Source organism: Kribbella sp. NPDC056951 (assembly GCF_042674205.1).
Lineage (GTDB): Bacteria > Actinomycetota > Actinomycetes > Propionibacteriales > Kribbellaceae > Kribbella > Kribbella yunnanensis.
Map to the genome: position 1 here is coordinate 1 of NZ_JBHUQZ010000018.1, position 23,864 is coordinate 23,864.

The following is a 23,864-nucleotide window of genomic DNA, read 5'->3' on the forward strand; positions in this document are numbered from 1 at the left end:
GCCCCTGACGAAGACGGATCCCATCAAAGACAGCGTCGTCAGTGCTCAAGCGAGTCATCCGCCAAGGGCCACAACCATCATCACTGTGCTCAAGGCGCGCTGGTCGGGCGACCTCGAGCACGGTTCGACCGTTTCGCCGGGCGTCGGATGGTTGGTGGGCGCCCAAGGTGAATCTCGCCCCGCGATCTCGGGTCCCCCCGGGCGGCACGCCCGTCTGCCGATCGCAACCTCAGCGCTAACGTCCGACGATGTGGGCGGACGCCGACATCTCGGACTGGCTGGAAGGCGCCAAGACCCAACTCGAATGGCTCACTGCGGCCGACGTCGCCGCGACCGCCGCCTCGCCGCCTCGGGTGAACTTCCAGCAGGTCACGATCATGCCGACCGGTCAGCCGAACTGACGAGCTTCAACAGGTCGGTCATGGTGTGAGCGACGGGTGGTTGGAAGCCGGGCTCGGGGTGGGCGTCAGTGTCGTCACTGCGGAAGAGGACGGGCTGGAAGCCGGCCGCTTCGGCGGCGATCAGGTTGGTCGGCCGGTCGTCGACGAAGCGTGTGCGGGCAGCGTCCAGCCCTGGGTGTGCGAGCACCGGACGGTACGCCGCAGGATCGGGCTTGCGCGCGCCAATCGCGGAGCTGACGAACCACGTCTCGACGTAAGCAGTCAGCCCGAACCGGAGGCGCAGCTGTTCCGACCACGGCACCGCGTCGTTGGTGAGCACCAAAGGCGTGATGCCGGCCTCGCCCAGTCCTCGCAAGACCTCCGATACATCCCGCGTCAGCTCGTGACGACCGCAGTAGTCAGCATCGCTGGCGGTTGCCGCCACGCCGAGCGCGGACCAGAGTTCGCCGGTGGAGATCGCGCCCACCGTGCACCGGCGGTATACCTCACGAATCTCCGCCTCGGTATGAGTGCAGCCGTGCTCACGCAGGTAAGGGATGAGGACGCCCCGCACAACGTTCCCGTGCCGATAAAGCACGCCCATGGCATCGAACACAACAAACTCGCGCTGCACACCCGCGATCATCCCAGCCCTCGACGATCGCGTCCCGCCGATTTCCCCGCACGCCATCGCAATCGCATGGGTGAGCGCGAGGGCCCGGGGCTACGTGGGTGGGGTGGGGGCGAACTCGACTCGCACCCCGAGCAGCCGGACAGGGCGGCGGAGTTCGAACTTTTCCAGCAAGGCGAGTGCGGTCGCCGCGATCACCTCGGGGTCCTGCGTCACCGCCTTCAACTTGCGGCTTTTGATGGGGGTGAAGAACGAGGTGAAGCGGACCTTCACCCAGACACGTTGAATACTGCGCCCCTCCTTCACCACCTCCCGGGTCACCTCGACGGCGATTCGGCGTAGCTCGTCGGCGATCTCGGCCGGCTCGACCAGGTCGCGTTCGAAGGTTTCCTCGTGACTGCGGGACACCGGTTCGCGCGGTACGTCGGTTACCTCGGTATCGCCGAGGCCGCGGCCGAGGGCGGCGTACCAGGTGCCCATGTTCGGGCCGAACCGCTTCTTCAACGCCTCAACGTCGGCGGCTGCGAGGTCGGCCACCGTGTGCAGCCCGAGCTCCTGCAGGTTGCGTTCCATCCGGCTGCCGATGCCCCACAGTTCGCGGACCGATCGGTGGTCCATCACCTCACGCCAGTTATCGGCGGTCAGGCGGTAGACGCCCGGCGCCCCAGCGCCAGCACCCTCAAACGCAGTGGCGTGCGAGCGCGGCTGTTTGGCGAAGGTGGTCGCCAGCTTGGCCCGGGTCTTGTTGTCGCCGATCCCGATCGAGCAGGTCAGCCCGGTGCGTTCCACCACCGCCGCTCGCAGGGCGGCTGCGAGTCCCTCGGGATCGTCGGTTGTAGCGCCGACGATGCACTCGTCCCAGCCCCACACCTCGACCACGACCGGGAACGTCCGCAGCGTGTCCATCACCTCGGTCGACGCCGCCTCGTAGGCGGCAGGGTCCGACGGCAGAAAGACCGCGTCCGGACACTTCTTGTACGCCGCCCGAATCGGCATCCCCGAGTGCACCCCGAACTCACGAGCCTCGTACGACGCCGTCGCCACCACCTGCCGCGGTTTCGTCGGATCGCCCGACCCGCCGACCACGACCGGCAGGCCGCGCAGTTCGGGCCGGCGCCGGATCTCGACGGCCGCGATGAACTGATCCATGTCCACATGCAGGATCCACCAGCCCATCGCAGCCCTCCCTTCAACCACTACTCAGCGACGACCTCAGCTCGACGCACTCGCGTACGTCCGCAGCCCACGCTGCCACAACAACCGGATCAGCAACACCGCAATCACCGACAGCCCGATCCCTAGTGCCACCGGTCCCCAGCCGAGCGAGCCCGCCAGCGCCTGCACCGGGTACGTCGTCGCGAACGCCACCGGGAACACGAACGTCAGGAAGCTCCGCACCGCCACCGGGAAGAACGTCAGCGGATACCGCCCAGCCTCAACGACGTTCAGATAGATGATGCCGACCGGCCCGACCGACTGCAGCCAGAACGCCAGATACACCAGCGCCGACCACACCACCGTGAGCAGCACCAACCCACAACCCGCGAGTACGACGGCCTGCAGCACCTGACCCACATTCGGCGTGAGCCCCGACTGCACCAGCCCGAACGCCAGCACAATGATGCCGCTGGCAACATTGCTCAACTCCGCAACGTTGATCCACCGGAACGTCAGGTAGAACTGACTCGACACCGGACGCAGCAGTACGGCGTCCAGTTCACCCTCGGTCAGGTACGTCGTCATCCGGTTCAGGTTCGGCGCGATGAACGTCGCCATCAACCCCGTGATCACCTGATACATGCCAACCAGCGCGATCACCTCCGCGCGCGTCCAGCCGTGCACCTCCGAGGTGAACCCGAACAGCAGGAGCGTCGGCACGATCCCGAGCCCCAGCTGCACCAGCCCGACCAGCAACGTGGTCAGGAAGTGCGCGCGATAATGCGTCTCCCGTACGACGGCCTGTGCGAAGAACCGCCGCCACAACCGCAGGTGCCTCATCATGCGCCCACCGCCGAGTACGCGCGGATCCCGGCCGCCCAGACGACACGGGCGAGCACGCCGACAGCGACGACGTACCCGAGTTGGACGCCGAGCCCTGTCAGCAGTTCGGAGCCGGACAGGTTCCCGGCGACGATCTCGACCGGGAACGACACGGTGTACCGATACGGCTGGTAGTCGACGAACGTGCGCGACCACTCCGGCATCAGCGCCAGCGGTACGACGGACCCTGACAGCACCGAGCCGATGATCACCCGCGCCTGGACGAGGGCACTCACATCGTCCATCCAGAACGCGAAAGCCGCGATCAGGATGTCGATCGTGAACAGCAGGATCGCGCCGAGCACGAGAGTGACGAAGAACAGCGCCCACCGGCCGGCACCCGACGGCACATGCATCGAGCCGCGGAAGATCCACCACACCAGCCCGATCATCGGGACCAGCGCGAACAGCTTCAGGAACTTCTCCGACAGGTTGTTCGCGACGAACCCGACGAGCAGCGACGCCGGCCGGATCATCCAGCTGGACAGCTTGCCGAGCCGGATGTCGTTCGCGAGGAAGCCGGCCATCCACGACGAGGTGGCCATGGTCGCGAAGCCGAGCAGCACGAAGTACGTCGTGAGGTACCGCTGATCCACGGGGAGTTGGGCGCCATTCGCGAGCGCGGTCCGCCAGATCAGCAGCGAGATGAGCGGCGTACAGATGTTGGCCAGCATGAAGATGACCCACGCACCGCGGTAGACGGACTGCTGCGCGATCTCGGCCGCGACCATCCGTCGCAGTACTCGCAGGTTGCGGACGAACCCCTTCATGACGCCTCCCCGCGGCGCTCGAAGAGGTCGCGCATGATGTCCTCGACATCGGCGTCCGCGACGTCCAGGTCGACCAGCGGGCCGAGCCGGGTGAGCTGCTCCAGTACGTCGCCCGTCCGCTCCCGATCGGCCTCCAGGCGGAGGGTCAGGCCGGACACCTCAACCCCGCTGACCCCGGTGAGCCCACGGCCGTCCACAGGCGTCGCGTACGTCGCTCGCACCAGCTTGCGCGGTTGCGCGGTCCGGACGAGTTCGTCGAGAGCGCCGTCGAACTGCAGGCGGCCGTGGTCGATGATCATCACCCGCGAGCAGAGCGCCTCGATGTCGTCCATGTCGTGGCTGGTGATCAGGATCGTCGTACCGCGGAGCCGATTGACGTCGGCCAGGAAGCTCCGGACCCGGGCCTTGGCGACCACGTCGAGCCCGATCGTCGGCTCGTCCAGGAACAGGATCTCCGGACCGTGGACGAGGGCCGCCATCAACTCGAGCTTCATCCGCTCACCGAGGGAGGTCTTGCGGACCTGGACGTTCAGCAGGTCCTGCACCTCGAGCAGTTCGGCGAGTTCGGCGACGTTGCGCTCGAACACCGGCGTGGACAGGCCGTACATCTCCTTGTGCAGGAGCAGGCTCTCCATCGCCGGCACGTCCCACCACAGCATCGTCTTCTGCCCCATCACCAGCGCGATCCGGCGCAGGTAGTCGGGCTTGCGGTCCGACGGCGTGTGGCCGAGAACCTCTAGATCGCCGGACGTCTTGTACAGCAGCCCGGACAGCATCTTCAGGGTCGTGGTCTTGCCCGCGCCGTTCGGGCCGAGCAGCCCGACGACCTCACCGGGCTCGATCGCGAACGAGACCCGGTCGACAGCGAGCCGGGTCTCGTACTTGCGCTTCACCAGGCTCTTCAAGGCTCCGCCGAGACCGGCGCGCTGCTGGTGGAAGGTGTACGTCTTGGTCAGATCATGCGCAGAAAGGGCATGGGTGTGCGTCACAGTTGGGGCACCGCTTTCGAAAGAGCTGGACAGGACCGGGCAGCAACCCAAGGCCCATCACGGCACCGCGATCCAGCAGGATGGCGGGAAAATCAACCGTGCGCGCAGCTATCTCGAAACGGGGTAGTCACCGCATCGACGCTAAGCCGAAGCAGAGCGTGATGTCCAGTGGATTTCAGTCGAAGAGATTCTCCAGGAAGGACTTCTGCTTCTTCTTGTGCGAGTAACCGCGGTCGTCGTACCGCCGCTGGTCCTCGTACCGACGGTCGTCCGAACGGCGGTCGTCATAGCGCCGATCGTCGTCGTACCGCTTCTTCTCGTCGTACCGCTTCTCTTCGTAGCGCTTCTCCTCGTGCCGCTGCTGCTGCGGAGCGTTGAAGCGCGCCTCGGCATCCACCAGCCGCTCCAGCTCACCCCGGTCGAGGAAGATCCCACGGCACTCGCCGCACTGGTCGACCGTGATCCCACTACGTTCGTAGGTCCGCATCCCACCGCGGCATTTCGGGCAAATCAGGCTCTCCATCCAGAAACCCTAAGTGACGAAAAGCCCGGAACGCCGCGTTTTCAGCCAACTCTCAGCAACTTCGGCGCGTCACAACCGGTCGATCCCCGCCAGCCCCCGGACGACCAGGTGGTCGCGGCCGGCCGGCGGCTCGTACGGCTCCGGCCACGTTCATGGGTCGGACGGTAGCGGGCTCCACCGACACTTTGCCGATGGAGCTGACGGCTACTTGAAGCGGGCGAGGAAGTTCTTGACGATCGGGCCGGCTGCCTTGCCGCCGGACTCGCCGCCTTCGACGATGACCGCGAAGGCGACGTCACCGCGGTAGCCGACCATCCAGCCGTTGGTGCCGACCTTGCCGTTCGTCACGACCTCCGCCGTACCGGTCTTGGCGCCGACGGTGCCGCTCTGGGCGAGGATGTGCGCCGTACCGCCGGTGACCGTGGTGCGCATGAAGGTGCGGAGTGCGGCGACGGTTGCCGGGGGCAACGGAGAGGCCGCGGTACCGGCGGCGTCCTTGCCGGGAACCAGGACCGGCTTCATCGCGGTGCCGTGGGAGACGGTGGCGCCGACCAGGGCGATCGACAGCGGGCTCGCGGTGACGGTGCCCTGGCCGATCATCGAGGCGGCCTCCTCGACGTCGTCCTTCGGGGCCGGAACCTTACCGCCGTACGCCGGGATGGAGAGCTGGAGGTCGCGGCCGATGCCGAACATCGCGGCCGCCTTGGTCATCCCGTCCTTCTGCAGGCGTGCGTGCTGCGAGATGAACGCGGTGTTGCAGGACTGGTTGAACGCCTTCTGCATGGTGCCCGCGCCGTACGCCGCGAGGGCGTCGTAGTTCTTGAACGTCTTGCCGAACACGTTGATCGTGTCGGTACACGGGAGCGAGCTGTTCGTGGTGAGGCCGTTGCTCAGCAGCGCGGCCGAGGTGACGGTCTTGAACGTCGAGCCCGGGGCGTAGCGGCCCTGGAACGCGCGGTTGTAGCTCGTCACGTCCGGACCGTTCGCCGCGGCCAGGATCTGGCCGGTCGAGGCCTGAACGGCGACCAGCGAGGCGTGCAGCTTCTGGCTCGCCAGCGCGGCCTCGGCGGCCTGCTGCATCTTGGTGTCGATCGTGGTCTTCACCGGCTTCCCGGGGGTGCCCTTCTGGGTGAAGACCTCCTTGATCGTCAGCTTGGTCTTGCCGTCGCGCAGGCTCACCACGCCACCGGGCGTGCCGGCCAGCTGCTGCTGGAACGCGTACTGCAGGCCGTTGACGCCAACCTGGTCCTGCGCCGATGCGGTCGGGCCCGCGTTCTTCAAGCTGTCCTCGTTGGCCAGCTTCATCGAGCCGAGCAGCGAGCGGGCGAACGTCGGGTTCACCGCCAGCGACTGGGTCCCGCCCATGGTCAGCACGCCGGGCAGCTTGCCCATCGTCGGCCGCAGCTTCTCCCACTGCTCCGCGCGGATCGTGATCGCGTCAACGAACTGACCGGCCGGGGCCGCCTTCGCCCGCTTGGCCAGCTTCGCGCCGTCGACGTCAAGGTTCTTGGTGAACGCCGCGTACGTCGCCGCGGTCGCCACGTTGCCGGAGGCGACACCGACGATCACGACCGGTTTGTTCGAGGTCAGCGCGGCGCCGTGCCGGTCCTGGATCGAGGCCCGGGCCGGGAGAGTGCGGACGCGCTTGAGGTAGTTGGTCCCGTCGCCGAGACCCGGGTAGATCGTGTCGCCGGCCGCCTTGACCTTCCAGACATCGCCGACCTTGACCGCGGTCGCCGTACTGGTCCACTTCATCGCGCCGATCCCACGCAACTGCGCCTCGACAGCGAGCTCCTGGGTGCAGGTCGCGTCGTCGGAACACTTCGCGTCACCCTGCGGTACGACGGTCACCGTGCTGGCCGCAAGCGCTGAGTCGACATCGTCCAGCCGCTTGCCGAACGCGGTCGGGTTGTCGGTCAACGCGGCCGCGTCGGTCGGCTTCCCGTCCGGCGCCCAGGCCTTCACCCAGGCGTCCGCGAACTGCTTGACGACCTGCGCGGAGGCCTGCTTCTCGTTGTTCGGATCGGCCTTCCCCCCGTCGCCCGACTTGCTGTCGGAACAACCAGCGGTGATCAGCAGACTACTCAGGCAGACGACAGCAGTGGTTCGCTTCACGGTTCCAACTCTCGCACGACGATTGGCAAACACACGGGCGAAACTACTCAACCCACCCAAGTACGACGCTTGTGGCGGCCCGTTGGTTGGTTCCGGAAGCGCGTATCCTGCACGATTGTGACCCGCCTAGCCCTGCACAGCCGGCTCCTTCCCGGTACCGAAGAGGCCTACGAGCTCGAGCACGCCCGCGTCTGGCCGGAACTCATCACCGTGATGAACGCCGCCGGAATCTCCGACTGGTCGATCTGGCGCAGCGGCCGCGACCTGTTCCATCTCGTCGTCTGCGACGACTACGAGGCCGCCGTCGCCGAACTCCGCCAGAACCCCACGGACCAGCGCTGGCAGCAACACATGTCCCAGTTCGTAGAAGGCTTCGCCGAAGGCGGCAAACCCCTCCCCCACGTCTGGACCATGACCCAACAAACCGACTAACGACACCGCCTCCGGCGGCGGCAGCACTCTTGGCGCCTCCGGCGCAGTCGGCCGCGGTCCGACCCCCACCACCTGCGGCAAGTGATACACGCTGTTGTGGGGATGGGGCGCCTCCCACACGAGCACCTCGGCCCCCGCGGTGAGCCGACGACCACCGCCGCGCAAAGGACACCGCCTTCGGCGGCGGCTCCTTCTTCTGGCGCCTTCGGCGCGGTCGGCCGTGATTCGGCCCTCACCAGATGCGGCAAGTGATTCATGGGGTTGTGGGGATGGGGGCGTCGCCGGAGTGCCTGTCCGTGGGGGTGGGTGCGGGGGCGCTTGGGGAGACTGCTGTGCATTCGCCGGACTGGTCAGGGGGAGCGTTCGCGCAGCTGGTGGGCGCACAGGACTGCGTGATCGTGGGGGCCGGGGGCCGGGGGGGGTGCGGGGACGCTCGAGGGAGGCTGCTGTGCACCCGCTGGGCTGGTGAGGCTCGACGACCTTGAGACTCCACCAACCACCTGACACCTGTCGAAACGGTCGAACCGTGCTCAACGTCGCCGGACCATCGCACCTTGAGCGCCACTCAACCACCCTCCGGGCGCGGACATGGTTGACCCGTGCACAACGTCGTACCGGTCCGTGCGGAGAGCCCCTGGCAGGAGGCCCCGGCGTGGAACCCCACACGCCGAGCAGAAGAACCGCTAGTACATCTCCCAGACGAGTACTTCGGTGCCGGTGGGGCCTGCGGTGAGCTGACGGCCGCCTGAGTCGGTTAGGCGGGCGGTGTCCGCTGTGGCGAGGTCGATGCCTTCGAGGGTTGCTGTTCCGTCGGCTATGAACACGTGGAGGTGTGGGGCTTCCGGCAGTTGGACGTGTTGTGCGGGTGCCAGGCGGGCTACGGAGAGGCCGGCGGATTGTTGGTGTAGGGGGATCGCTGTGCTGGTGGCGTGGTGGGGGAGGCCGGAGACGACTGGGGTTAGTTCGCCGGTGGTTAGGTCTATCGGAGACTGGGCGTAGGACGGGGGGAGGTCTAGCTGGTCGGGGCGGACCCACATTTGGACGTAGTGGACTGGGTCGGGGCCGTCGTTCCATTCGGAGTGCTGGATGCCTGAGCCGGCGGTCATTCGTTGGACCAGGCCTGGGTGGACGACGCCGTGGCGGCCGAGGGAATCGCGGTGGGCCAGGGCTCCTCGTAGTACCCAGGTGACGATCTCGAGGTCCTGGTGGGGGTGGGTGTCGAAGCCGGTGCCGGGCGCGACGATGTCGTCGTTGTGGGCTACCAGGAAGCCGAAGCCGATGTTCGCGGGGTCGTAGAAGGGGCCGAACGAGAACGAATGGCGCGACTCGAGCCAGTCGGACGAGGTCACGAAGCGATCGTCTGCCCGGCGGATGTCCATGGGTACTAGTAATACCCGGTTTGGCCGTCGGCGAGTTCGCGCATTGCGTCCAGGTGGCCGACGTGGCGGGCGGTCTCTTCGACCATGTGGATGACGATCCAGCGCAGGCTCGGCTGGAACTCGGGGTCCTGCGCGATGTCGTCGAGGCTATGGGCGGCGACGATTTCGTTCGAGCGGGCCCACTGCGCGTCGTACTGGTCGAGGAGCTCAGAGAGCGGTACGCCGGGGACCAGCATCTCGGCGTTTTCGACATCCTTGCGGAACGCCGGGTTCTGGTCGCGGGGAACGTCCCGATAGACCACCTCGAACCACAGGTGTTCGACCCATCGCAGGTGTGAGACGAGGCCGGCCGGGGTCATCAACGGTGACTGGGGTAGCAGCGCTCGGTGCTCGTCCGCGGGGGACAGGCCTTCGAGTTTGTGGCGGACCAGGACGCGCTGCAGGTCGAGCCAGCCGATCAGCTGGGTTCGTTCGTCGGCCACGATCGGCGGGCGGGCCTCGTAGAGATTCATGGCAGGAACCCAACCACAGAACCCGACCACACAAACGGACTCCGGCCGCTCGGTGGGCGGCCGGAGTCCTGACGTGGGGTGTGTCAGCCGGTCGGCTTGCCGTCGTCGGAGCCGAGGGTGGCGGTGACGTCCTGGGATTTGCCGGCCCGGGTGATGGTGACCTTGACCTGATCGCCGGGGCGGTGCGAGCGAACTGCGGCGACCAACGCGTCCCCTGACGCGATCGCCTTACCGTCCACAGCGGTCACCACATCGCCCGCTTGCAGACCGGCTTTGTTCCCCGCACCGCCCGGCGTGACCTCGCGGAGGGTTGCTCCGTTCACGAGCCCGTCGGAAGACTGCGCGTCGCCGACCGACACTCCGAGCCGCGCATGCGTGGCCTTGCCCTTGGCCACCAGCTCGTCGATGATCGGCTTGGCCTGGTCGATCGGGATTGCGAACCCCAGGCCGATGTTCCCGCCGGCGGATTGTCCCGATCCGCCCGCGGTTTTGATCGCGCTGTTGATACCGACCACCTGGCCCGCGAGGTCGATCAGAGCGCCGCCGGAGTTGCCCGGATTGATGGCGGCGTCCGTCTGGATGGCTGGGAAGACCGTGGTACTGCTCTGCTCCTCGTCGCCCGAGGTGACCGGGCGGTTGAGCGCCGAGACGATCCCACTCGTCACGGTGGACTGGAGGCCGAACGGCGAACCGATCGCGACCACGCCCTGGCCGACGGCGAGTTTGCCGCTGGAACCGAGGGTCGCCGGCGTCAGATCGGTGGCGTCGGCGTGGATCACGGCGAGGTCGGTCAGCGGGTCGAGCCCCTTGACCGTGGCCGGGACCGTGCGGCCGTCGTTCAGGATCACGGTGAGCTTGGCGCCCTGCCCGGCGGCGCCGGCCACCACGTGGTTGTTGGTGACGATCAGGCCGTCCTTGCTGATCACGATGCCCGAACCGGTCGCCGCGCCCTGCTGGGTGGCGACCGCGATCTTCACCACGCTGCCGAGCACCTTGGCCGCTGCGTTCTGCACCGAGCCGTCGGGTGCCGAGGCCGGTGCGGCCTGGTTACCGTTCAGCGGTGCGGTCACCGACGGGCTTGCACCTGTGTCGTTCGTGGCCGAATACACCGCGGCTGCGCCCACGCCACCGGCCGCCCCGACCAGTAGCGCGGTCGCGGCCACGATTGCCAGGCCCATCCGCTTCGGCTTGCCCGGTGTGGGAGCCACCGGCTGCTGCTGCGGACCGAAGGGCCAGTTCGGGCCGGGAGACGCCCCCTGATGCGTCCCCGGCGCGGCGAACTGCGGGTAAGCACTCCCACCTGAGGGGTGCTGACCCGGCTGACCCAGCTGCTGCTGTCCACCCTGCGGCGCGAAATGCTGTTGCTGATGTTGCCCAAGGCTCGAATACCCAGGCATCGGCAACTGCTGCATACGCTCCGGCGGGTTGGAGCCGAAGGGGGCGGGCCCACTCTGCGGCTCGGGCGGCTGGTTGTCGGTCATGACGAGTACTTTGGCTGCCGGACCTGAGAACCCCCTGAAGATCCCGTCAGAGCTCCCGAAGAACTCTGTGAAGATCCCCTGAAGGCGCCCAGCAAACTCCCAGCTTTAGCGGGTTTGGGTGGCGGCGTGGGGGAGCCAGAGGGTGAATTGGGCGCCGGCGCCTGGGGCGTTGCGGGCGTAGATCATGCCGCCGTGTTGTTCGGCTGCGTGTTTGACGATGGCTAGGCCTAGGCCGGACCCGGGGCGGCTGCGGGCTTCGCTTGAGCGGTAGAAACGCTCGAACACATGCGGTAGGTCCGCGTCTGCGATTCCTGGGCCGGAGTCGGTGACAGTTAGTACGCCGTCCTGTAGGCGCACGGTGACCAGGCCGACGATGCGGCCGTCGGTGGGTGCGTCCTCGGGGACCGAGTACTTCGCGGCGTTGTCGAGCAGGTTGGTGACCGCTCGACCTAGTAGCCGCTCGTCGCCCCACACCGGGAACGGCTCGATGCTGACATCCCACTCCAGGTTCGGAGCACGTCGCCGTACCTTGATGAGGGCGTCTTCGACGACGTTGGACAGCTCGATGAGCTCGGCGTTGCGGATCTGCGGGGTGTCGCGGGCGAGCTCGGTCAGGTCGCCGATCAGGTTGGTCAGCTCGTCCATCTGAGCCCGTACGTCGTCCAGCAATTGCTGGCGGTCTTCCGGGCGCAGCCCGCCGCGTTTGTCCGCCTGAGCGAGCAGGTCGAGGTTCGTCCGGATGCTGGTTAGCGGCGTCCGCAGTTCATGCCCGGCATCACCGATCAGCCGGCGCTGGCGATCCTGAGAGCGCGCCAACGCGGCCAGCATGGAGTTGAACGACACCGCGAGCCGGGAGATCTCGTCCGACCCGTCGACGGGGATCGGCCGCAACTCCGCCGTCCGCGCGACGTGCTCCGCCGCACCAGACAGCCGCGCCAGCGGCCGAAGACCGGAGACGGCGATCGCGTTGCCGGCAATGGCTGCGCCGATGACGCCGAGCAGCCCGACCGCCCACAACACGATGCCCATGTTGTGCAGCGTGTGGTCGATCGGCTTCAGCGACTGCGCTACCACCAGGGCAGCGGGCTCCCAGACCCCCGGCCCGTCGGGTTCACACTCGTCCCGAATGGTCTCCTGTGGGCAGAACTGCGCTGGTACGGCGACGACGCGGTAATGCTGACCCGTCGCCGCGTCCCCGACAGTCCGCTGAGTGATCTGGTTCTGGCTCTGAGCCACCTCGAGCTCCGGCTCCTCCATCGGAGGAAGCGGGCTCTTCGTGCTGCCGATCCGCTGGCCGTCGGCGGTGTAGACCCCGAGCAGTGTGTCGCTGAGACCGAGCGCCTCGGGTGGGATCCCCTCCAAGGCGACCTGCTGGGTGAGCACCCGCCGCTTGGCGACCTGGCTGGCACGGTCGGTCAGGCTGTCGTCGAGGTTCTGGTACATCTGCTGGCGGACCGTCAGGTACGCGGCGACGCTCACGAAGGCGACTGCCAGACCCACCGCGACCGCGGCGAGTAGCGTCACTCGCGAGTGCAGGCTCAGCTTGTGCAGCTTCTCCTGCCACCAGCTCTGCGTGTTCGCGACCATCCGCCGTCCGTTGCCGTTGGCAACAGGTCGTGGCTGGGCTTCCGGCCGTGGTTGGGGTTGCGGTGCGCGGCGGGCATACGAGGGGAAGTTGTCGGGACCGCTCACGGTGGCGTGTCCCGCAGTACGTAGCCAATGCCGCGGACGGTGTGGATCAGTCGCGGCAGATCGTTGACCTCGGTCTTGCGGCGCAGGTAGCCGATGTAGACCTCGAGCGAGTTCGCGGTGGTCGGGAAGTCGTAGCCCCAGACCGCGTCCAGGATGACGGCGCGTTCGAGCACCCGGCGGGGGTTGCGGATCAGCAGCTCGAGCAGCGAGAACTCGGTGCGTGTCAACTGGATCGGTACGTCGCCACGGTGCACCTCGTGCGCGTCCACGTCGACCACGAGGTCGGCGTACTGCAGGACCTCGCCGCGCGGGCCGCCCTCGCCGGGGGTGCTGCTGCGGCGCAGCAGCGCGCGCAACCGGGCCAGGAGCTCTTCGAGCGCGAACGGCTTGGTCAGGTAGTCGTCGCCGCCGGCGTCCAGGCCGTCCACCCGGTCTGCAACCGCGTCCCGCGCGGTCAGCACCAGGATCGGCACGTTGTTGCCGGCGGCCCGCAGCGCCTTGGTGGTCTCCAGACCGTCCAGCCGCGGCATCATCACGTCCATCACCACGACGTCGGGATCGACGTTCCCGATCACGGCCAGCGCCTCGGCGCCGTCGGCGGCGGTGACGACCTCGAAGTCGTTGAACTCCAGCGAACGGCGCAGCGAGTCCCGGACCGCCCGGTCGTCGTCCACCACCAGTACCCGCATATCGCTCCCCGCTCGAGGTCAAGTGGGCGGTCCAGCGCAGACCACCGCGGATCCGAGCGTAGGCGGTCCGCTTGAGAAACGCCTGAGAACCCGCTGATCACTCGCTCAAGAGTAGGTTTGGGCGGGTGGATGTCCTCGAGTTCAGCCCCGAGCCCAACGACTACACCTGGACCTTCGGCGGTGCACCGCCGCTGCATCGGGTCAAACCCGGTACGGCGTTGCGGCTGTGGACCGAGGATGCGTTCTGCGGACGCCTGCGGAGTACTGCGGATCTGGCCAGCGCGAGTCTGACCATGCCGTTCGTGAATCCGCAGACCGGACCGTTCTACGTCGAAGGCGCCGAGCCGGGCGACACCCTGGTACTCCACTTCGTCGAGCTGACCCCGGCCCGCAGTTGGGGCGCCTCTGCGACCATCCCGTTCTTCGGTGGGCTGACCAGTACCGACCGGACCGCGACGCTGCAGGACCCGCTGCCGGAGCGCACCTGGATCTACGAGGTGGACACCGCTCGGCAGACGGTTGGGTTCCAGGCGCAGGGCAGCGATCTGGAGCTCGCGCTGCCGATCAACACGATGCTCGGCACGGTTGGCGTGGCTCCGGCCGCGGGCGAGGTGCGGTCATCGCTGGTCCCGGATGTGTTCGGCGGCAACATGGACACCCCCGAGATGAAGGCCGGCGCGACCTGCTTCCTCCGGGTCAACGTCGAGGGCGCACTGTTCTCAGTCGGCGATGGTCACTACCGCCAGGGCGAGGGCGAGTCCTGCGGTACGGCGGTCGAGGGCGCGATGAACGTCGTACTGATCGTGGAGCTCCTCAAGACGCCCGGACCGGCCTGGCCGCGGATCGAGAACGACGACTACCTGGCCGTGGTCGGGTCCAGCCGCCCGCTCGAGGATGCATGGCGAGTTGGTCAGGTCGACATGGTCGGCTGGCTCAGCGAGCTGTACGGGCTAGACAAACTCGATGCGTACCAGTTGCTGAGCCAGATCAGCGAGGTCCCGTTGGCCAATGTGGTGGACGCCAACTACAGCGTGGTCACCAAGGTCCCGAAGCGGCTCCTCCCGCAAGTCGATGCCTACAGCAACATTCACGTCCACCTGCGCGAGTTGGCCGCAACCCTCTAGCCGAAGGCCGGTACGACGTCTGCTGCGAATCGCTCGAGTGGTTCGTGGTCGTACGCGACGCCGGGGATGTAGACGACGACGTACTGGATCCCGGCCTCCTGCAGTTGCTCGAGCTGAGTCCGGATCTGCGCTGGGGAAGCCATCGTGGCCGGTCCGGCGGAGCCGCCGCCTCCGCCGTTCGCCAGGAACTCGTCGACGGTGTAGCGACCGCGGGCCTTCGCGCTCGCGGTGACCGGGTCGGCTCCAGCGGCTAGCGGGAACAGGTTCAGGCTGGTCGACTTCACGATCTCGTCGTAGTCGCGGCCGACGGTTTCGCAATGCGCTCGCAGGATCGAGAGTTTGCGTTTGATGATGTCGACCTGGCCGGTGCCGAAGTTGCAGGCGTCGCCGTACTGCGCGACCAGACGGAGTGTGACTTGCTCGCCACCGCCGCCGATCCACAGGGGTGGTTTGCGGCGTGGTTCGACGATCGGCTTGTCGACCGAGTGGTATTTGCCCTGGAAGACGACGTCGTTCTCGGTCCACAGCCGGTGGATGAGCTCGACGGATTCGGCGAATGAACCCATCCGGTCCTTGAGTGTTGTCCACGGGTAGCCGTAGGCCTTCCACTCGTGTTCCGACCAGCCTGCGCCGAGGCCGGCGTACAGGCGTCCGTGGCTGGCGACGTCCACGGTGGCGGCGATCTTCGCGTACAGGGCGGGGTTGCGGTAGCCGTTGCAGCCGACCATCTGGCCGATGTTCACCCGGGTGGTGTCTCGAGCGAGGGCGGCGGTGGCTGTCCAGGCCTCGAAGACTGTCTCGCGGGCTGGTTCGGGGACGGTGTGGAGGTGGTCGAACAGCCAGATCGAGTCCCAGGGGCCGGCGTCGGCGGCTCGGGCGACGGCGGTCATCGCCTCCCATTGCTCGACCGGGTCATCGAAGTCGACGAGGTCCATCCGCCAGCCTTGGGGAACGAATACTCCGAACTTCATCGGCCACTCCTTCGGGAGATTGCTACTCCGGTGAGGCACAGCGCGCCGCCGGCCAGGGTGAGGAGGGCCGGGGTTTCGCCGAGGAAGAGCCAGCCGAGCGCGATGGCTACGACGGGGACGGCGTACACGGTGACGCCCATCTTTCCGGCGGTGGTACGGCGGAGTGCGAACGCCCAGGTGGTGAAGCCGAGCGCGGTGGGGAAGGCGGCGAGGTACACGGCCCACCAGATCGCGCCTGCGCTCGCGGTGCGGAGTTCGTCGATCAGGGTGGGGGCAAACGGGAGGCACGCGACTGCGCCGACAGTGCAGGCGAGCCAGGTCACCTCGGCGGCGGGGAGCCTGCTCAGCAACGGCTTCTGGGTGACGACACCGACGGCGTACGCGATGGCGGCGACGATGCACAGGACCACGCCCCAGGTCTCCGCGTGGCCGGTCGAGGTCGACGTACCGATCACGATGATGCCGGCGAACGCGACCAGGCCGCCGATGACGAGTCGGCGCGGGAAGCCCTCGCCGAGGGTGAGGCCGGCGAGTACGGCGATCAGGAGGGGCGCGATGTGGACGAGCATGGCCGCGGTACCGGCGTCGAGGCGGCGCTCGGCTTCGTTGAGGGCGATGTTGTAGACGCCGAACCAGAGCAGACCGCAGGCGAGGAGTTGCGGCCAATCGCGCTTGGCCGGCCAGCGGCGTACTGACGGCTCTTGGCGGGGGCGCGCGAAGAGCATGGCGCCGAGCAGGAGACTGCCGAGGCCGAGGCGGGCCAGCGACAAGGCGCCGGCGGAGAACTCGGTGCCGAGGTGGCGGATCGCGACGAACGACGAGGCCCAGAGGACCACGGTGATGGCTGCTGCGGTGGTTGCTTGCTTACTCACCCGATTACCCTAGGAAGGTCGCTCGTGGTTTCCCATGGCGATCTGAAACCTGGAAGGTGCTGATGGTTGCCGGAACGAATGTCGAAGGCGGGCAATACCTTCAAACCGAAAAGCCGGTGCTGGATGAGCTGAATCTGCGGCTGCTGCGGGAGCTCTCGGCGGATCCTCGGTTGCGGACGACCGAGCTGGCGCGGCGGCTCGGAGTTTCGGCGCCGACGGTGCGCGAGCGGGTCACCCGGCTGGAGGAGTCGGGGGTGATCCGCGGGTATCGGCTCGAGGTGGATCCCGGTGCGTTCGGTCTGCCGGTGGCGGCGTGGGTGCGGCTGGCGCCCGGGCCGGGGCAGATCCCGAAGATCATCGACCTGGCCGCGCGGACGCCGGAGGTGGTTGAGTGCCATCGGATCTCGGGTGAGGACTGTTTCCTGATGCGGGTTCAGGTGGCCGCGATCGCGGGGTTCGAGGATGTGCTGGACAAGTTCCTGGTGCATGGGCGGACGACGAGCTCGTTCGTCGTGTCCACGCCGGTACCGCCGCGGTCGGTGCCACTCGGCTGACTTTCGTTGGCGCGCCGGATGCTTTGGAACGACGTACCGGTCCGGTTGCGCTCGGTAGCGTCCTTTCATGAGACGCGTTGCACCGGCGATCGGCTTGTTCCTGCTGGCGCCGTTCGTCGGGGAGTTCCTGCTCGGGAACCTGCGGCTGGATGAGCTCGGGATCGGTCTGATCCTTGCTCCGATGTATGGCGCTGGTGCGCTGCTGATCCGCGAGGTCGCGCGCCGTACCGGGCGTGGCTGGCCGACCATGGTGCTGCTGGCGATCGCCTACGCGTTGATGGAGGAAGGCCCGATCGACCAGCTCCTCTGGAACGACTCGTACGCCGGGCAGGATCTTCTGCACGGTGATTCGTATGTTTCTGCGTTGGGCATGAGCGTTGAATTGACGGTCGCGATCATCGCGCTGCACACGGTGTGGAGCATCTGCGTGCCGATCGCGTTGGTCGAAACCATCACCAGCCGCCGTACGACGCCGTGGCTCCACACACCGGGTTTCGTCGTCGTGGTGCTCGTGTACGTGGTTGGCGCCGTACTGGTCTTCCTGGGCAACTACTCCGAAGAACACTTCCTAGCCAGCCCGTGGCAGATCGGCGGTGTCGCCGTGGTGATCGCCGCCCTGGTCGCCGCAGCCTTCCGCCCATGCCCAGCGGGTCCGGCTGCGCCGGCCAACAGGATGGGAGAGCGCGAGCCGCGCGCGGCTGCGGGTGGAGTGGTGGGCGAGGACGCGGCTGCGGGCACGGGGCTGGCGGGGCCGGCTGGCTCCACGGGACGTGCGCCTGCGCCTTGGGTGGTGGGGGCCTTTGGGCTGGTGGCTACTAGTGCTTATTGGGGGCCGTCGACGTTGGTGACTGCTGGTTGGTACGAGTGGGTGAACGTGGTGACCTTTTGTGTGGTTGCAGGGGTGGGGGTTGTGGTGGTTCGGCGGTGGGCTGGGTTGGTGGGGTGGGGGCAGGGGCAGGTGTTCGGGTTGGCTGCGGGGGCGACGCTTACTTATGTGTGGACGGCGTTTCCTACGGTGCCGGAGAGTGGCGGATCGGCGGCGGGGGATCTGGTGGGGAACGCGGTGTTCGGGGGGATTGCGTTGGTGGTTCTGGGGGTGGGTGTCCGGAAGGTGGGCACCGACCACCATTAGGAGTGGTCTGCATCACTACGCTGTTGGTGACTTCAGCGACCTTCGGAAGGACCCTGACCCATGGCTGCCGACAAGTCTGTCCGCAGAGTTGCCCTGCTCACGGCCGGTGGCCTTGCGCCGTGCCTGTCGTCCGCCGTCGGCGGGCTGATCGAGCGCTACACGGAAGTGGCGCCCGACGTGGAGATCATCGGGTACCTGAACGGGTACCACGGCCTGCTCAGCGGGCGGCATGTCGTCGTCACGCCCGAGGTGCGGGAGAAGGCGGGGCTGCTGCACAAGTTCGGTGGTAGCCCGATCGGGAACAGCCGGGTGAAGCTGACCAACACCGCGGACCTGGTGAAGCGTGGGTTGATCGCCGAAGGCCAGAACGCACTGCAGGTGGCTGCGGAACGCCTGGTGGCGGACGGTGTCGACGTACTGCACACCATCGGTGGTGACGACACCAACACGACTGCTGCGGACCTGGCGGCGTACCTGCAGGAGCACGACTACGACCTGACCGTGGTCGGCCTGCCGAAGACGATCGACAACGACGTGATCCCGATCCGGCAGAGCCTGGGTGCGTGGACCGCGGCCGAGCAGGGTGCGTTGTTCGCGCGCAACATCGTCGCCGAGCACAGCTCGAACCCGCGGATGCTGATCGTGCACGAGGTCATGGGCCGCAACTGTGGCTGGCTGACCGCGGCGACCGCGAAGGCCTACCGCGACTGGCTGGACCAGCAGGAGTGGAACCCAGGCATCGGTCTCGACGAGTCGAGCTGGGACGTGCACGCGGTATACGTGCCGGAGGCAACGATCGACCTGGACGCCGAGGCCGAGCGCCTGCGCAAGGTGATGGACGAGAACGACTGCGTGACGATCTTCCTGTCCGAAGGCGCCGGCGTCCCGTCGATCGTGGCCGAGATGGAGGCCCGCGGCGAGGAGGTCGGCCGCGACCCGTTCGGTCACGTCAAGCTGGACACGATCAACCCCGGCGCCTGGTTCGCCAAGCAGTTCGCCGAGCGCATCGGCGCCGAGAAGACGATGGTCCAGAAGAGCGGCTACTTCAGCCGCTCAGCCGCCGCCAACGACGCCGACCTCGCCCTCATCAAGCAGTGCACCGACTACGCAGTCGACGCCGCCCTCCGCGGCGAGAGCGGCGTAGTAGGCCACGACGAGGACCGGGGTGACGAACTACGCGCCATCGAGTTCCCCCGCATCGCCGGCGGCAAGGAGTTCGACCCCACCGTCGCCTGGTTCGTCGACCTGAAATCCACCATCGGCCAGTCCTAACCGCCCCGCCGGCTGCTAGCCACTCCCCCGGTTATCCTCCCCAGCTGTTGTGGCCTGGCCGGTCGGCGGGGGCTGGGGAGCGCGAACGGTCGTTTTCGGGTGGTTTCGGTCCCCAGCCGGCGTGCAGTTGTTGCGGGTGTGAACAAGAAATGGGGGCCGTGAACAAGGCATAACTTGTTCAAGCCCCCCGCACCGGGTGCACACCCCCGGGATGTTTCCCATGGACTCCCCCGCCCTCGCATCAGTAAGGAATCGGCGGGCAAGGGGATTCAGCCGCGGAGGCGTGAGACCCAGCGGTCGGCCGCCTTCTCGATCTGTTGCAGGACTTCGTCGAAGCCGGCGTCGGCGCCGTAGTAGGGGTCCGGTACGTCGGCGTCGGCGAAGAGGGAGATTGGTACGTCGGCGCGGCCGCGCGACTGGCGTGTCAGCGCGGCCAGGTGGCCGGTGTCCATGGCGAGGACGAGGTCGCGGGAGTCGAACCATGCGCGGTCGAATTCGCGGGCTCGGTGGGAGCGGCCGTCGTACCCGCGGCGGTGGAGGGCGGCGGCCGCGCGTGAGTCCATCGGGTCACCGGCGTGCCAGCCGCCGGTGCCGGAGCTGGTGACGACGACATCTTCGATGCCGGCTTCGGCGAGTTTGGCGCGCAGCACGACCTCACCGATCGGTGACCGGCAGATGTTGCCGGTGCACACGACCTCCACGTATCTCAGCGGAGTTCGGCCTTGTCGGGCAGCACGGCGTTGATGATCATGCCGACGACGCTGATGATCAGGGCGCCGAAGAGGGCTGACCAGAAGCCGTCGACGTGGAACTGGACGTCGAGCTTGCCGGTGATCCAGGAGGTCAGCAGCAGCATCGCGGCGTTGATGACGAAGGTCAGCAGCCCGAGCGTCAGGATCAGCAGCGGCAGTGACACCAGCTTCACCACCGGCTTCACGATCGCGTTCACGATGCCGAAGATCGCGGCGACGATCAGCAGCGTGAGGATCTGCTTGCCCCGGGTCGCACCTTCCAGGGTGATCCCGCTGACGAGCCAGGCGGCGATCGCGAGGGCCACCGCGTTGGCGAGCAGCCTGATGATCATGTTCTTCATACCTCGATCCTTCCACCCCGGTCCCAGTCACACGCTCCGTACACGCCCTGACTCACCCCTGAACTCTTGACAGGCAAATGACCAAGTGATCAGATCAATTTCATGTCACGACGAAGTCTGGCCGGAATTGTCGCGCTGTCCTTGGCAGCCGCGAGTGTCACAGCGATTGGAACAGGGCCCGCCGCAGCGACCCGGGCGGACTGCAATGCCGTGGGGACGAACTGGACTGCTCAAGCCCAGCCGCATGCGGCCCCAGAGAGCCTGCTGAACGCCTACAGCGACACCGGCAAGGGCTGGACGGGTGCCGACAGCACCTACTCAGTCGCGCTCTCCGGCGGCCGGACGGCGTGGATCTTCTCCGACACCTTCCTCGGTCCCGTCAATCCGGACGGCAGCCGCCCGCGCACGACGCCGTTCCTGAACAACTCGTTCGTGATCCAGCAGGGTCAGACGCTGAAGACAGTGACCGGCGGTACGGCGTCCAACCCGACAGCGCTGGTCCCGCCGCCGGCCAACGGGTGGTACTGGTTCGGTGCCGCACAGACGAGTGATGCGGGCCGCAAGCTCGATGTGGTCGCACTGCGGTTCGAGAAGACCGGAACGGGCCAGTGGGACTGGCGCTGGGCCGCGAACTACCTCGCTCGTTTCGACAGCCGCACGTACAAGCTGTTGAGTCTCACTCCGCTCCCGTCCACGGCCAATGTGCAGTGGTCCGGCTGGCTGCAGCGGGACGGCGGTTTCACCTACATCTACGGCGTCGAGGACCTGGGCGCGTCGAAGTACCAGCACGTCGCCCGAGTGCGCGGCGATGACTTGACCAAGCCGTGGGAGTACTGGACCGGCAGTGGCTGGTCGGCCGACGAGACTGCGTCGGTCAGAACGCTAGAGGGCGTGGCCAACGAGCACAGCGTGACCAGGTGGAGCGATGGCTACCTCTTGGTCACTCATGACACCAAGGAGCTGTTCAGCCGCCGAGTCGTCGGGTACTTCGGCTGCTCGCCGACCGGTCCGTTCGTCAAGCCGGTCGAGCTCTACCAGACCCCGGAGACGGGTGGGAACCACATCACCTACAACTCCCACGACCATCCGGACCTGCGCTCGGGTTCCCAGTTGCTGGTGAGCTACAACGTCAACAGCCTGGTCAGTGACGAGCTGTACGACGACGTGAGCATCTACCGACCGCGGTTCGTCGGTGTGACTCTGCAGGCGGCCCGATGACTGCCGTCGTACGGCGGAGCCTCCTCGATGACCTGGCTGCGTCGATGCTGGGGCTCATCGCGGACCGGAAGCTCGCGGTCGGCGACCAGTTCGAGTCGGTGCGGTCGTTGGCCGAGCGTTTCAGGGTCGCCGTACCGACTGTGCGAGAGGCGTTGCGCCGACTGGAGGCGATCGGAGCCCTCGAGCTCCGGCACGGCTCCGGCGTGTACGTCGGTCCGAACGTCGGCCGGCTCGTCCTGGCGAATCCACTGGCGCTCACACCGTCAGCTGACCGACTCGTCGAGCTCCTGCAGGCACGGGCCCTGATCGAACCACCGGTCGCCGCACTGGCCGCCAAGGCGCGCAGTGAGGCCGCACTGGTTCAGATGGAGCAGGACCTGGAGCAGGCGGCCGAGCTGATCGCTTCTGGCGACCATGACCGGCTGGCCGAGATCAACATGGACTTCCATCGTGCGCTGGCGCAGGCGTCCGGGAACGCGACGCTGGCTGAGGTGGTCGAGTCGGTGACCGTGGTGAACGTCCGCGAGCAGCTGGAGATCCTGCACATCCACGGGGACCGTGAGACCGACCTGGCCGAGCACCACGCCATTCTGGCCGCGGTCCGGGCCGGCGACGACGTACTGGCCGAGCAGTTGACCCGTGCGCATCTGGACGGCGTTCTCGCCGTCATCAACGACCGCGTGAACCCCTGACTTCTTCGGAGGACGCACCACCATGCAACGCATCAGCCATTGGAAGGCGCTCACCGCCCTCACCATGACCGGAGCCCTCGCGCTCACCGCCTGTGGAGGTGCCGGTGGCGCCAAGCCCGCGGCCGACAAGCCGGTCGAGTCGCTGAAGTTCTACAACGACAAGGGCGGCTGGAAGGACGCGTTCACCCAGGTCGGTGCCGCGAGCAAGCAGGACATCGGTGTCGGGATGGAGCCGGTCGGCTACTCGGACTCGAACAGCTACACCGCCTTCATCCGTTCGTCGTTCCGGACCAAGGAGAAGGCGGACCTGTTCACCTGGCATACCGGTAAGGAGCTGGAGGACCTCGTCGACCAGAAGCTGGTCGCCGAGACCACCGAGCAGTGGACCAAGGCGGTTGCCGACGGCAACGTACCCGAGGCGCTGAAGCCGTACTTCACCTACGACGACAAGCAGTACTGCGTCCCGCTGAACGCGGGCTACTGGGTGATGTACTACAACAAGGCCGTCTTCAAGAAGGCCGGGATCACTGCGAACCCGAAGACCTGGCCGGAGCTGCTCGCCGTTGCGGACAAGGTGAAAGCCGCCGGGGTGAAGCCGTTCTACCAGACCAGCATCCTGTTCAGCTTCGTCTGGTTCGAGACGCTGCTGGCCGGCAAGGACCCGGACCTGTACGACGCTCTCGCCGCGGGCAAGGCGAAGTACACCGACCCCGGTGTGGTCGAGGTGATGAACGACTGGAAGAAGCTGATCGACGCCGGCTACTTCAGCGACCCGGGAGCGAAGACCGAACCGCAGGCGCAGCTGAAGAGCGGCGATGTCGCGATGGTCAACTTCGGCACCTGGTTCAGTGGCTCGCTGAACACCCTGAAGATGAAGGCCGGTACCGACTACGACTTCTTCGTCATTCCGAACGTCAACCCGGCGCTGCCGAAGACCTCGATGATCTTCGAGACCGGTCCGGTCTGTTCGGCCGCGGCGAGTGAGCACAGCTCGACAGTCAAGAAGTGGACGGACTGGTGGGTCACTCCGCAGGCTCAGACCGCGTGGGCGAACTCTCGCGGCGACCTGTCCTTCAACCCGAAGGCGGAGGTCAAGGACACCGGACTGGCTGCACTGAACAAGGACGTGAGTGGGGACGGCTACCGGCTGATCAACCGCTGGTTCGAGGCGACTCCGGTCCCGGTGGCGAACAAGGCGCTTGAGGTGTTCGGTGCGTTCGTCACCAAGCCGGGTGACCCGATGCCGGGCCTGCAGAAGATTCAGGCCGAGGCGGACGCGTACTGGGCCAAGCAGAAGTGAGCC

Annotated in this window: 25 protein-coding genes; 9 read left to right on the top strand and 16 right to left on the bottom strand. The window is 67.1% G+C overall.

Annotation, left to right across the window (positions count from 1 at the left end; genetic code table 11):
• The first annotated feature begins 248 nt into the window (after positions 1 to 248).
• Positions 249 to 401 carry a hypothetical protein gene (locus tag ACFTSF_RS38840; RefSeq protein ID WP_380160292.1) on the top strand — a complete coding sequence of 51 codons (153 nt, stop codon included), beginning with the start codon at positions 249 to 251 and terminating at the stop codon, positions 399 to 401.
• Here ACFTSF_RS38840 and ACFTSF_RS38845 read toward each other — a convergent pair.
• From ACFTSF_RS38845 to ACFTSF_RS38875, 7 genes are all read right to left on the bottom strand, one after another.
• Positions 376 to 1,014, bottom strand: coding sequence for an HAD family hydrolase (locus ACFTSF_RS38845; RefSeq protein ID WP_380160293.1), 639 nt, complete (start codon positions 1,012 to 1,014; stop codon positions 376 to 378). The genes ACFTSF_RS38840 and ACFTSF_RS38845 overlap by 26 nt on opposite strands.
• Positions 1,015 to 1,104: 90 nt before the next feature.
• Positions 1,105 to 2,187 carry a DNA polymerase IV gene (locus ACFTSF_RS38850; RefSeq protein ID WP_380160295.1) on the bottom strand — a complete coding sequence of 361 codons (1,083 nt, stop codon included), beginning with the start codon at positions 2,185 to 2,187 and terminating at the stop codon, positions 1,105 to 1,107.
• Between the two features lie 36 nt (positions 2,188 to 2,223).
• On the bottom strand, positions 2,224 to 3,012 hold the full coding sequence (locus ACFTSF_RS38855; RefSeq protein ID WP_380160297.1) for an ABC transporter permease: 789 nt from the start codon (positions 3,010 to 3,012) through the stop codon (positions 2,224 to 2,226).
• Positions 3,009 to 3,821: an ABC transporter permease gene (locus ACFTSF_RS38860; RefSeq protein WP_380160299.1), complete on the bottom strand. Its 813-nt coding sequence runs from the start codon at positions 3,819 to 3,821 to the stop codon at positions 3,009 to 3,011. The genes ACFTSF_RS38855 and ACFTSF_RS38860 overlap by 4 nt, the downstream gene beginning before the upstream one ends.
• Entirely contained in the window at positions 3,818 to 4,810 is a 993-nt protein-coding gene (locus ACFTSF_RS38865) for an ATP-binding cassette domain-containing protein (RefSeq protein ID WP_380160300.1), read from the bottom strand. Before ACFTSF_RS38865 ends, ACFTSF_RS38860 begins: the two co-directional genes overlap by 4 nt.
• Positions 4,811 to 4,985: 175 nt before the next feature.
• A complete protein-coding gene (locus ACFTSF_RS38870) occupies positions 4,986 to 5,333 on the bottom strand; it encodes a zf-TFIIB domain-containing protein (protein ID WP_380160302.1) in 348 nt (115 codons plus the stop codon).
• Positions 5,334 to 5,537: 204 nt separating this feature from the next.
• Positions 5,538 to 7,448 carry a penicillin-binding transpeptidase domain-containing protein gene (locus ACFTSF_RS38875; RefSeq protein WP_380160304.1) on the bottom strand — a complete coding sequence of 637 codons (1,911 nt, stop codon included), beginning with the start codon at positions 7,446 to 7,448 and terminating at the stop codon, positions 5,538 to 5,540.
• 117 nt (positions 7,449 to 7,565) lie between these two features.
• Here ACFTSF_RS38875 and ACFTSF_RS38880 point away from each other — a divergent pair, with 117 nt between their 5' ends.
• Positions 7,566 to 7,880: an L-rhamnose mutarotase gene (locus ACFTSF_RS38880; protein WP_344163161.1), complete on the top strand. Its 315-nt coding sequence runs from the start codon at positions 7,566 to 7,568 to the stop codon at positions 7,878 to 7,880.
• Positions 7,881 to 8,563: 683 nt separating this feature from the next.
• On the opposite strand, the gene ACFTSF_RS38885 is transcribed toward ACFTSF_RS38880, so the two are convergent.
• From ACFTSF_RS38885 to ACFTSF_RS38905, 5 genes are all read right to left on the bottom strand, one after another.
• Complete coding sequence (locus tag ACFTSF_RS38885; RefSeq protein WP_380160305.1) at positions 8,564 to 9,229, bottom strand: pirin family protein; 666 nt, start codon at positions 9,227 to 9,229, stop codon at positions 8,564 to 8,566.
• Positions 9,230 to 9,264: 35 nt separating this feature from the next.
• Complete coding sequence (locus ACFTSF_RS38890; protein WP_380160307.1) at positions 9,265 to 9,771, bottom strand: DinB family protein; 507 nt, start codon at positions 9,769 to 9,771, stop codon at positions 9,265 to 9,267.
• A gap of 83 nt (positions 9,772 to 9,854) precedes the next feature.
• Positions 9,855 to 11,252, bottom strand: coding sequence for a trypsin-like peptidase domain-containing protein (locus tag ACFTSF_RS38895; protein ID WP_380160309.1), 1,398 nt, complete (start codon positions 11,250 to 11,252; stop codon positions 9,855 to 9,857).
• A 105-nt stretch (positions 11,253 to 11,357) separates the two neighbouring features.
• Positions 11,358 to 12,944, bottom strand: a complete 1,587-nt coding sequence (locus tag ACFTSF_RS38900) for a HAMP domain-containing sensor histidine kinase (protein ID WP_344163150.1) — start codon at positions 12,942 to 12,944, stop codon at positions 11,358 to 11,360.
• The gene (locus ACFTSF_RS38905; RefSeq protein WP_344163147.1) at positions 12,941 to 13,633 is read right to left on the bottom strand and encodes a response regulator transcription factor; all 693 of its coding nucleotides are present in this window, start codon (positions 13,631 to 13,633) and stop codon (positions 12,941 to 12,943) included. The genes ACFTSF_RS38900 and ACFTSF_RS38905 overlap by 4 nt, the downstream gene beginning before the upstream one ends.
• Positions 13,634 to 13,758: 125 nt before the next feature.
• On the opposite strand from ACFTSF_RS38905, the gene ACFTSF_RS38910 reads away from it, so the two are divergent.
• Positions 13,759 to 14,757: an acetamidase/formamidase family protein gene (locus tag ACFTSF_RS38910; protein ID WP_380160311.1), complete on the top strand. Its 999-nt coding sequence runs from the start codon at positions 13,759 to 13,761 to the stop codon at positions 14,755 to 14,757.
• Here ACFTSF_RS38910 and ACFTSF_RS38915 read toward each other — a convergent pair.
• Entirely contained in the window at positions 14,754 to 15,728 is a 975-nt protein-coding gene (locus ACFTSF_RS38915) for a TIGR03560 family F420-dependent LLM class oxidoreductase (RefSeq protein ID WP_380160313.1), read from the bottom strand. The two genes, ACFTSF_RS38910 and ACFTSF_RS38915, sit on opposite strands and share 4 nt — an antisense overlap.
• Positions 15,725 to 16,600, bottom strand: a complete 876-nt coding sequence (locus ACFTSF_RS38920; protein ID WP_380160315.1) for a DMT family transporter — start codon at positions 16,598 to 16,600, stop codon at positions 15,725 to 15,727. The genes ACFTSF_RS38915 and ACFTSF_RS38920 overlap by 4 nt, the downstream gene beginning before the upstream one ends.
• 62 nt (positions 16,601 to 16,662) lie before the next feature.
• On the opposite strand from ACFTSF_RS38920, the gene ACFTSF_RS38925 reads away from it, so the two are divergent.
• From ACFTSF_RS38925 to ACFTSF_RS38935, 3 genes are all read left to right on the top strand, one after another.
• Positions 16,663 to 17,154: an Lrp/AsnC family transcriptional regulator gene (locus ACFTSF_RS38925; protein WP_380160316.1), complete on the top strand. Its 492-nt coding sequence runs from the start codon at positions 16,663 to 16,665 to the stop codon at positions 17,152 to 17,154.
• 67 nt (positions 17,155 to 17,221) lie between these two features.
• Positions 17,222 to 18,286 carry a hypothetical protein gene (locus ACFTSF_RS38930; RefSeq protein WP_380160318.1) on the top strand — a complete coding sequence of 355 codons (1,065 nt, stop codon included), beginning with the start codon at positions 17,222 to 17,224 and terminating at the stop codon, positions 18,284 to 18,286.
• A gap of 60 nt (positions 18,287 to 18,346) precedes the next feature.
• Complete coding sequence (locus ACFTSF_RS38935) at positions 18,347 to 19,558, top strand: pyrophosphate--fructose-6-phosphate 1-phosphotransferase (RefSeq protein WP_380160320.1); 1,212 nt, start codon at positions 18,347 to 18,349, stop codon at positions 19,556 to 19,558.
• Between the two features lie 269 nt (positions 19,559 to 19,827).
• Here ACFTSF_RS38935 and ACFTSF_RS38940 read toward each other — a convergent pair whose 3' ends face one another.
• Positions 19,828 to 20,259, bottom strand: coding sequence for a low molecular weight protein-tyrosine-phosphatase (locus ACFTSF_RS38940; protein WP_380160322.1), 432 nt, complete (start codon positions 20,257 to 20,259; stop codon positions 19,828 to 19,830).
• A gap of 5 nt (positions 20,260 to 20,264) precedes the next feature.
• Positions 20,265 to 20,651, bottom strand: a complete 387-nt coding sequence (locus ACFTSF_RS38945) for a phage holin family protein (RefSeq protein ID WP_344163122.1) — start codon at positions 20,649 to 20,651, stop codon at positions 20,265 to 20,267.
• 102 nt (positions 20,652 to 20,753) lie between these two features.
• Between ACFTSF_RS38945 and ACFTSF_RS38950 the strand changes: the two genes are divergently transcribed.
• From ACFTSF_RS38950 to ACFTSF_RS38960, 3 genes are read left to right on the top strand one after another with little or no spacing between them, the layout of a single operon-like run.
• Complete coding sequence (locus ACFTSF_RS38950) at positions 20,754 to 21,869, top strand: DUF4185 domain-containing protein (RefSeq protein ID WP_380160323.1); 1,116 nt, start codon at positions 20,754 to 20,756, stop codon at positions 21,867 to 21,869.
• Entirely contained in the window at positions 21,866 to 22,561 is a 696-nt protein-coding gene (locus ACFTSF_RS38955) for an FCD domain-containing protein (RefSeq protein ID WP_344163116.1), read from the top strand. Before ACFTSF_RS38950 ends, ACFTSF_RS38955 begins: the two co-directional genes overlap by 4 nt.
• Before the next feature lie 22 nt (positions 22,562 to 22,583).
• The gene (locus ACFTSF_RS38960) at positions 22,584 to 23,861 is read left to right on the top strand and encodes an ABC transporter substrate-binding protein (RefSeq protein WP_380160325.1); all 1,278 of its coding nucleotides are present in this window, start codon (positions 22,584 to 22,586) and stop codon (positions 23,859 to 23,861) included.
• The last annotated feature ends 3 nt before the right edge of the window (positions 23,862 to 23,864 follow it).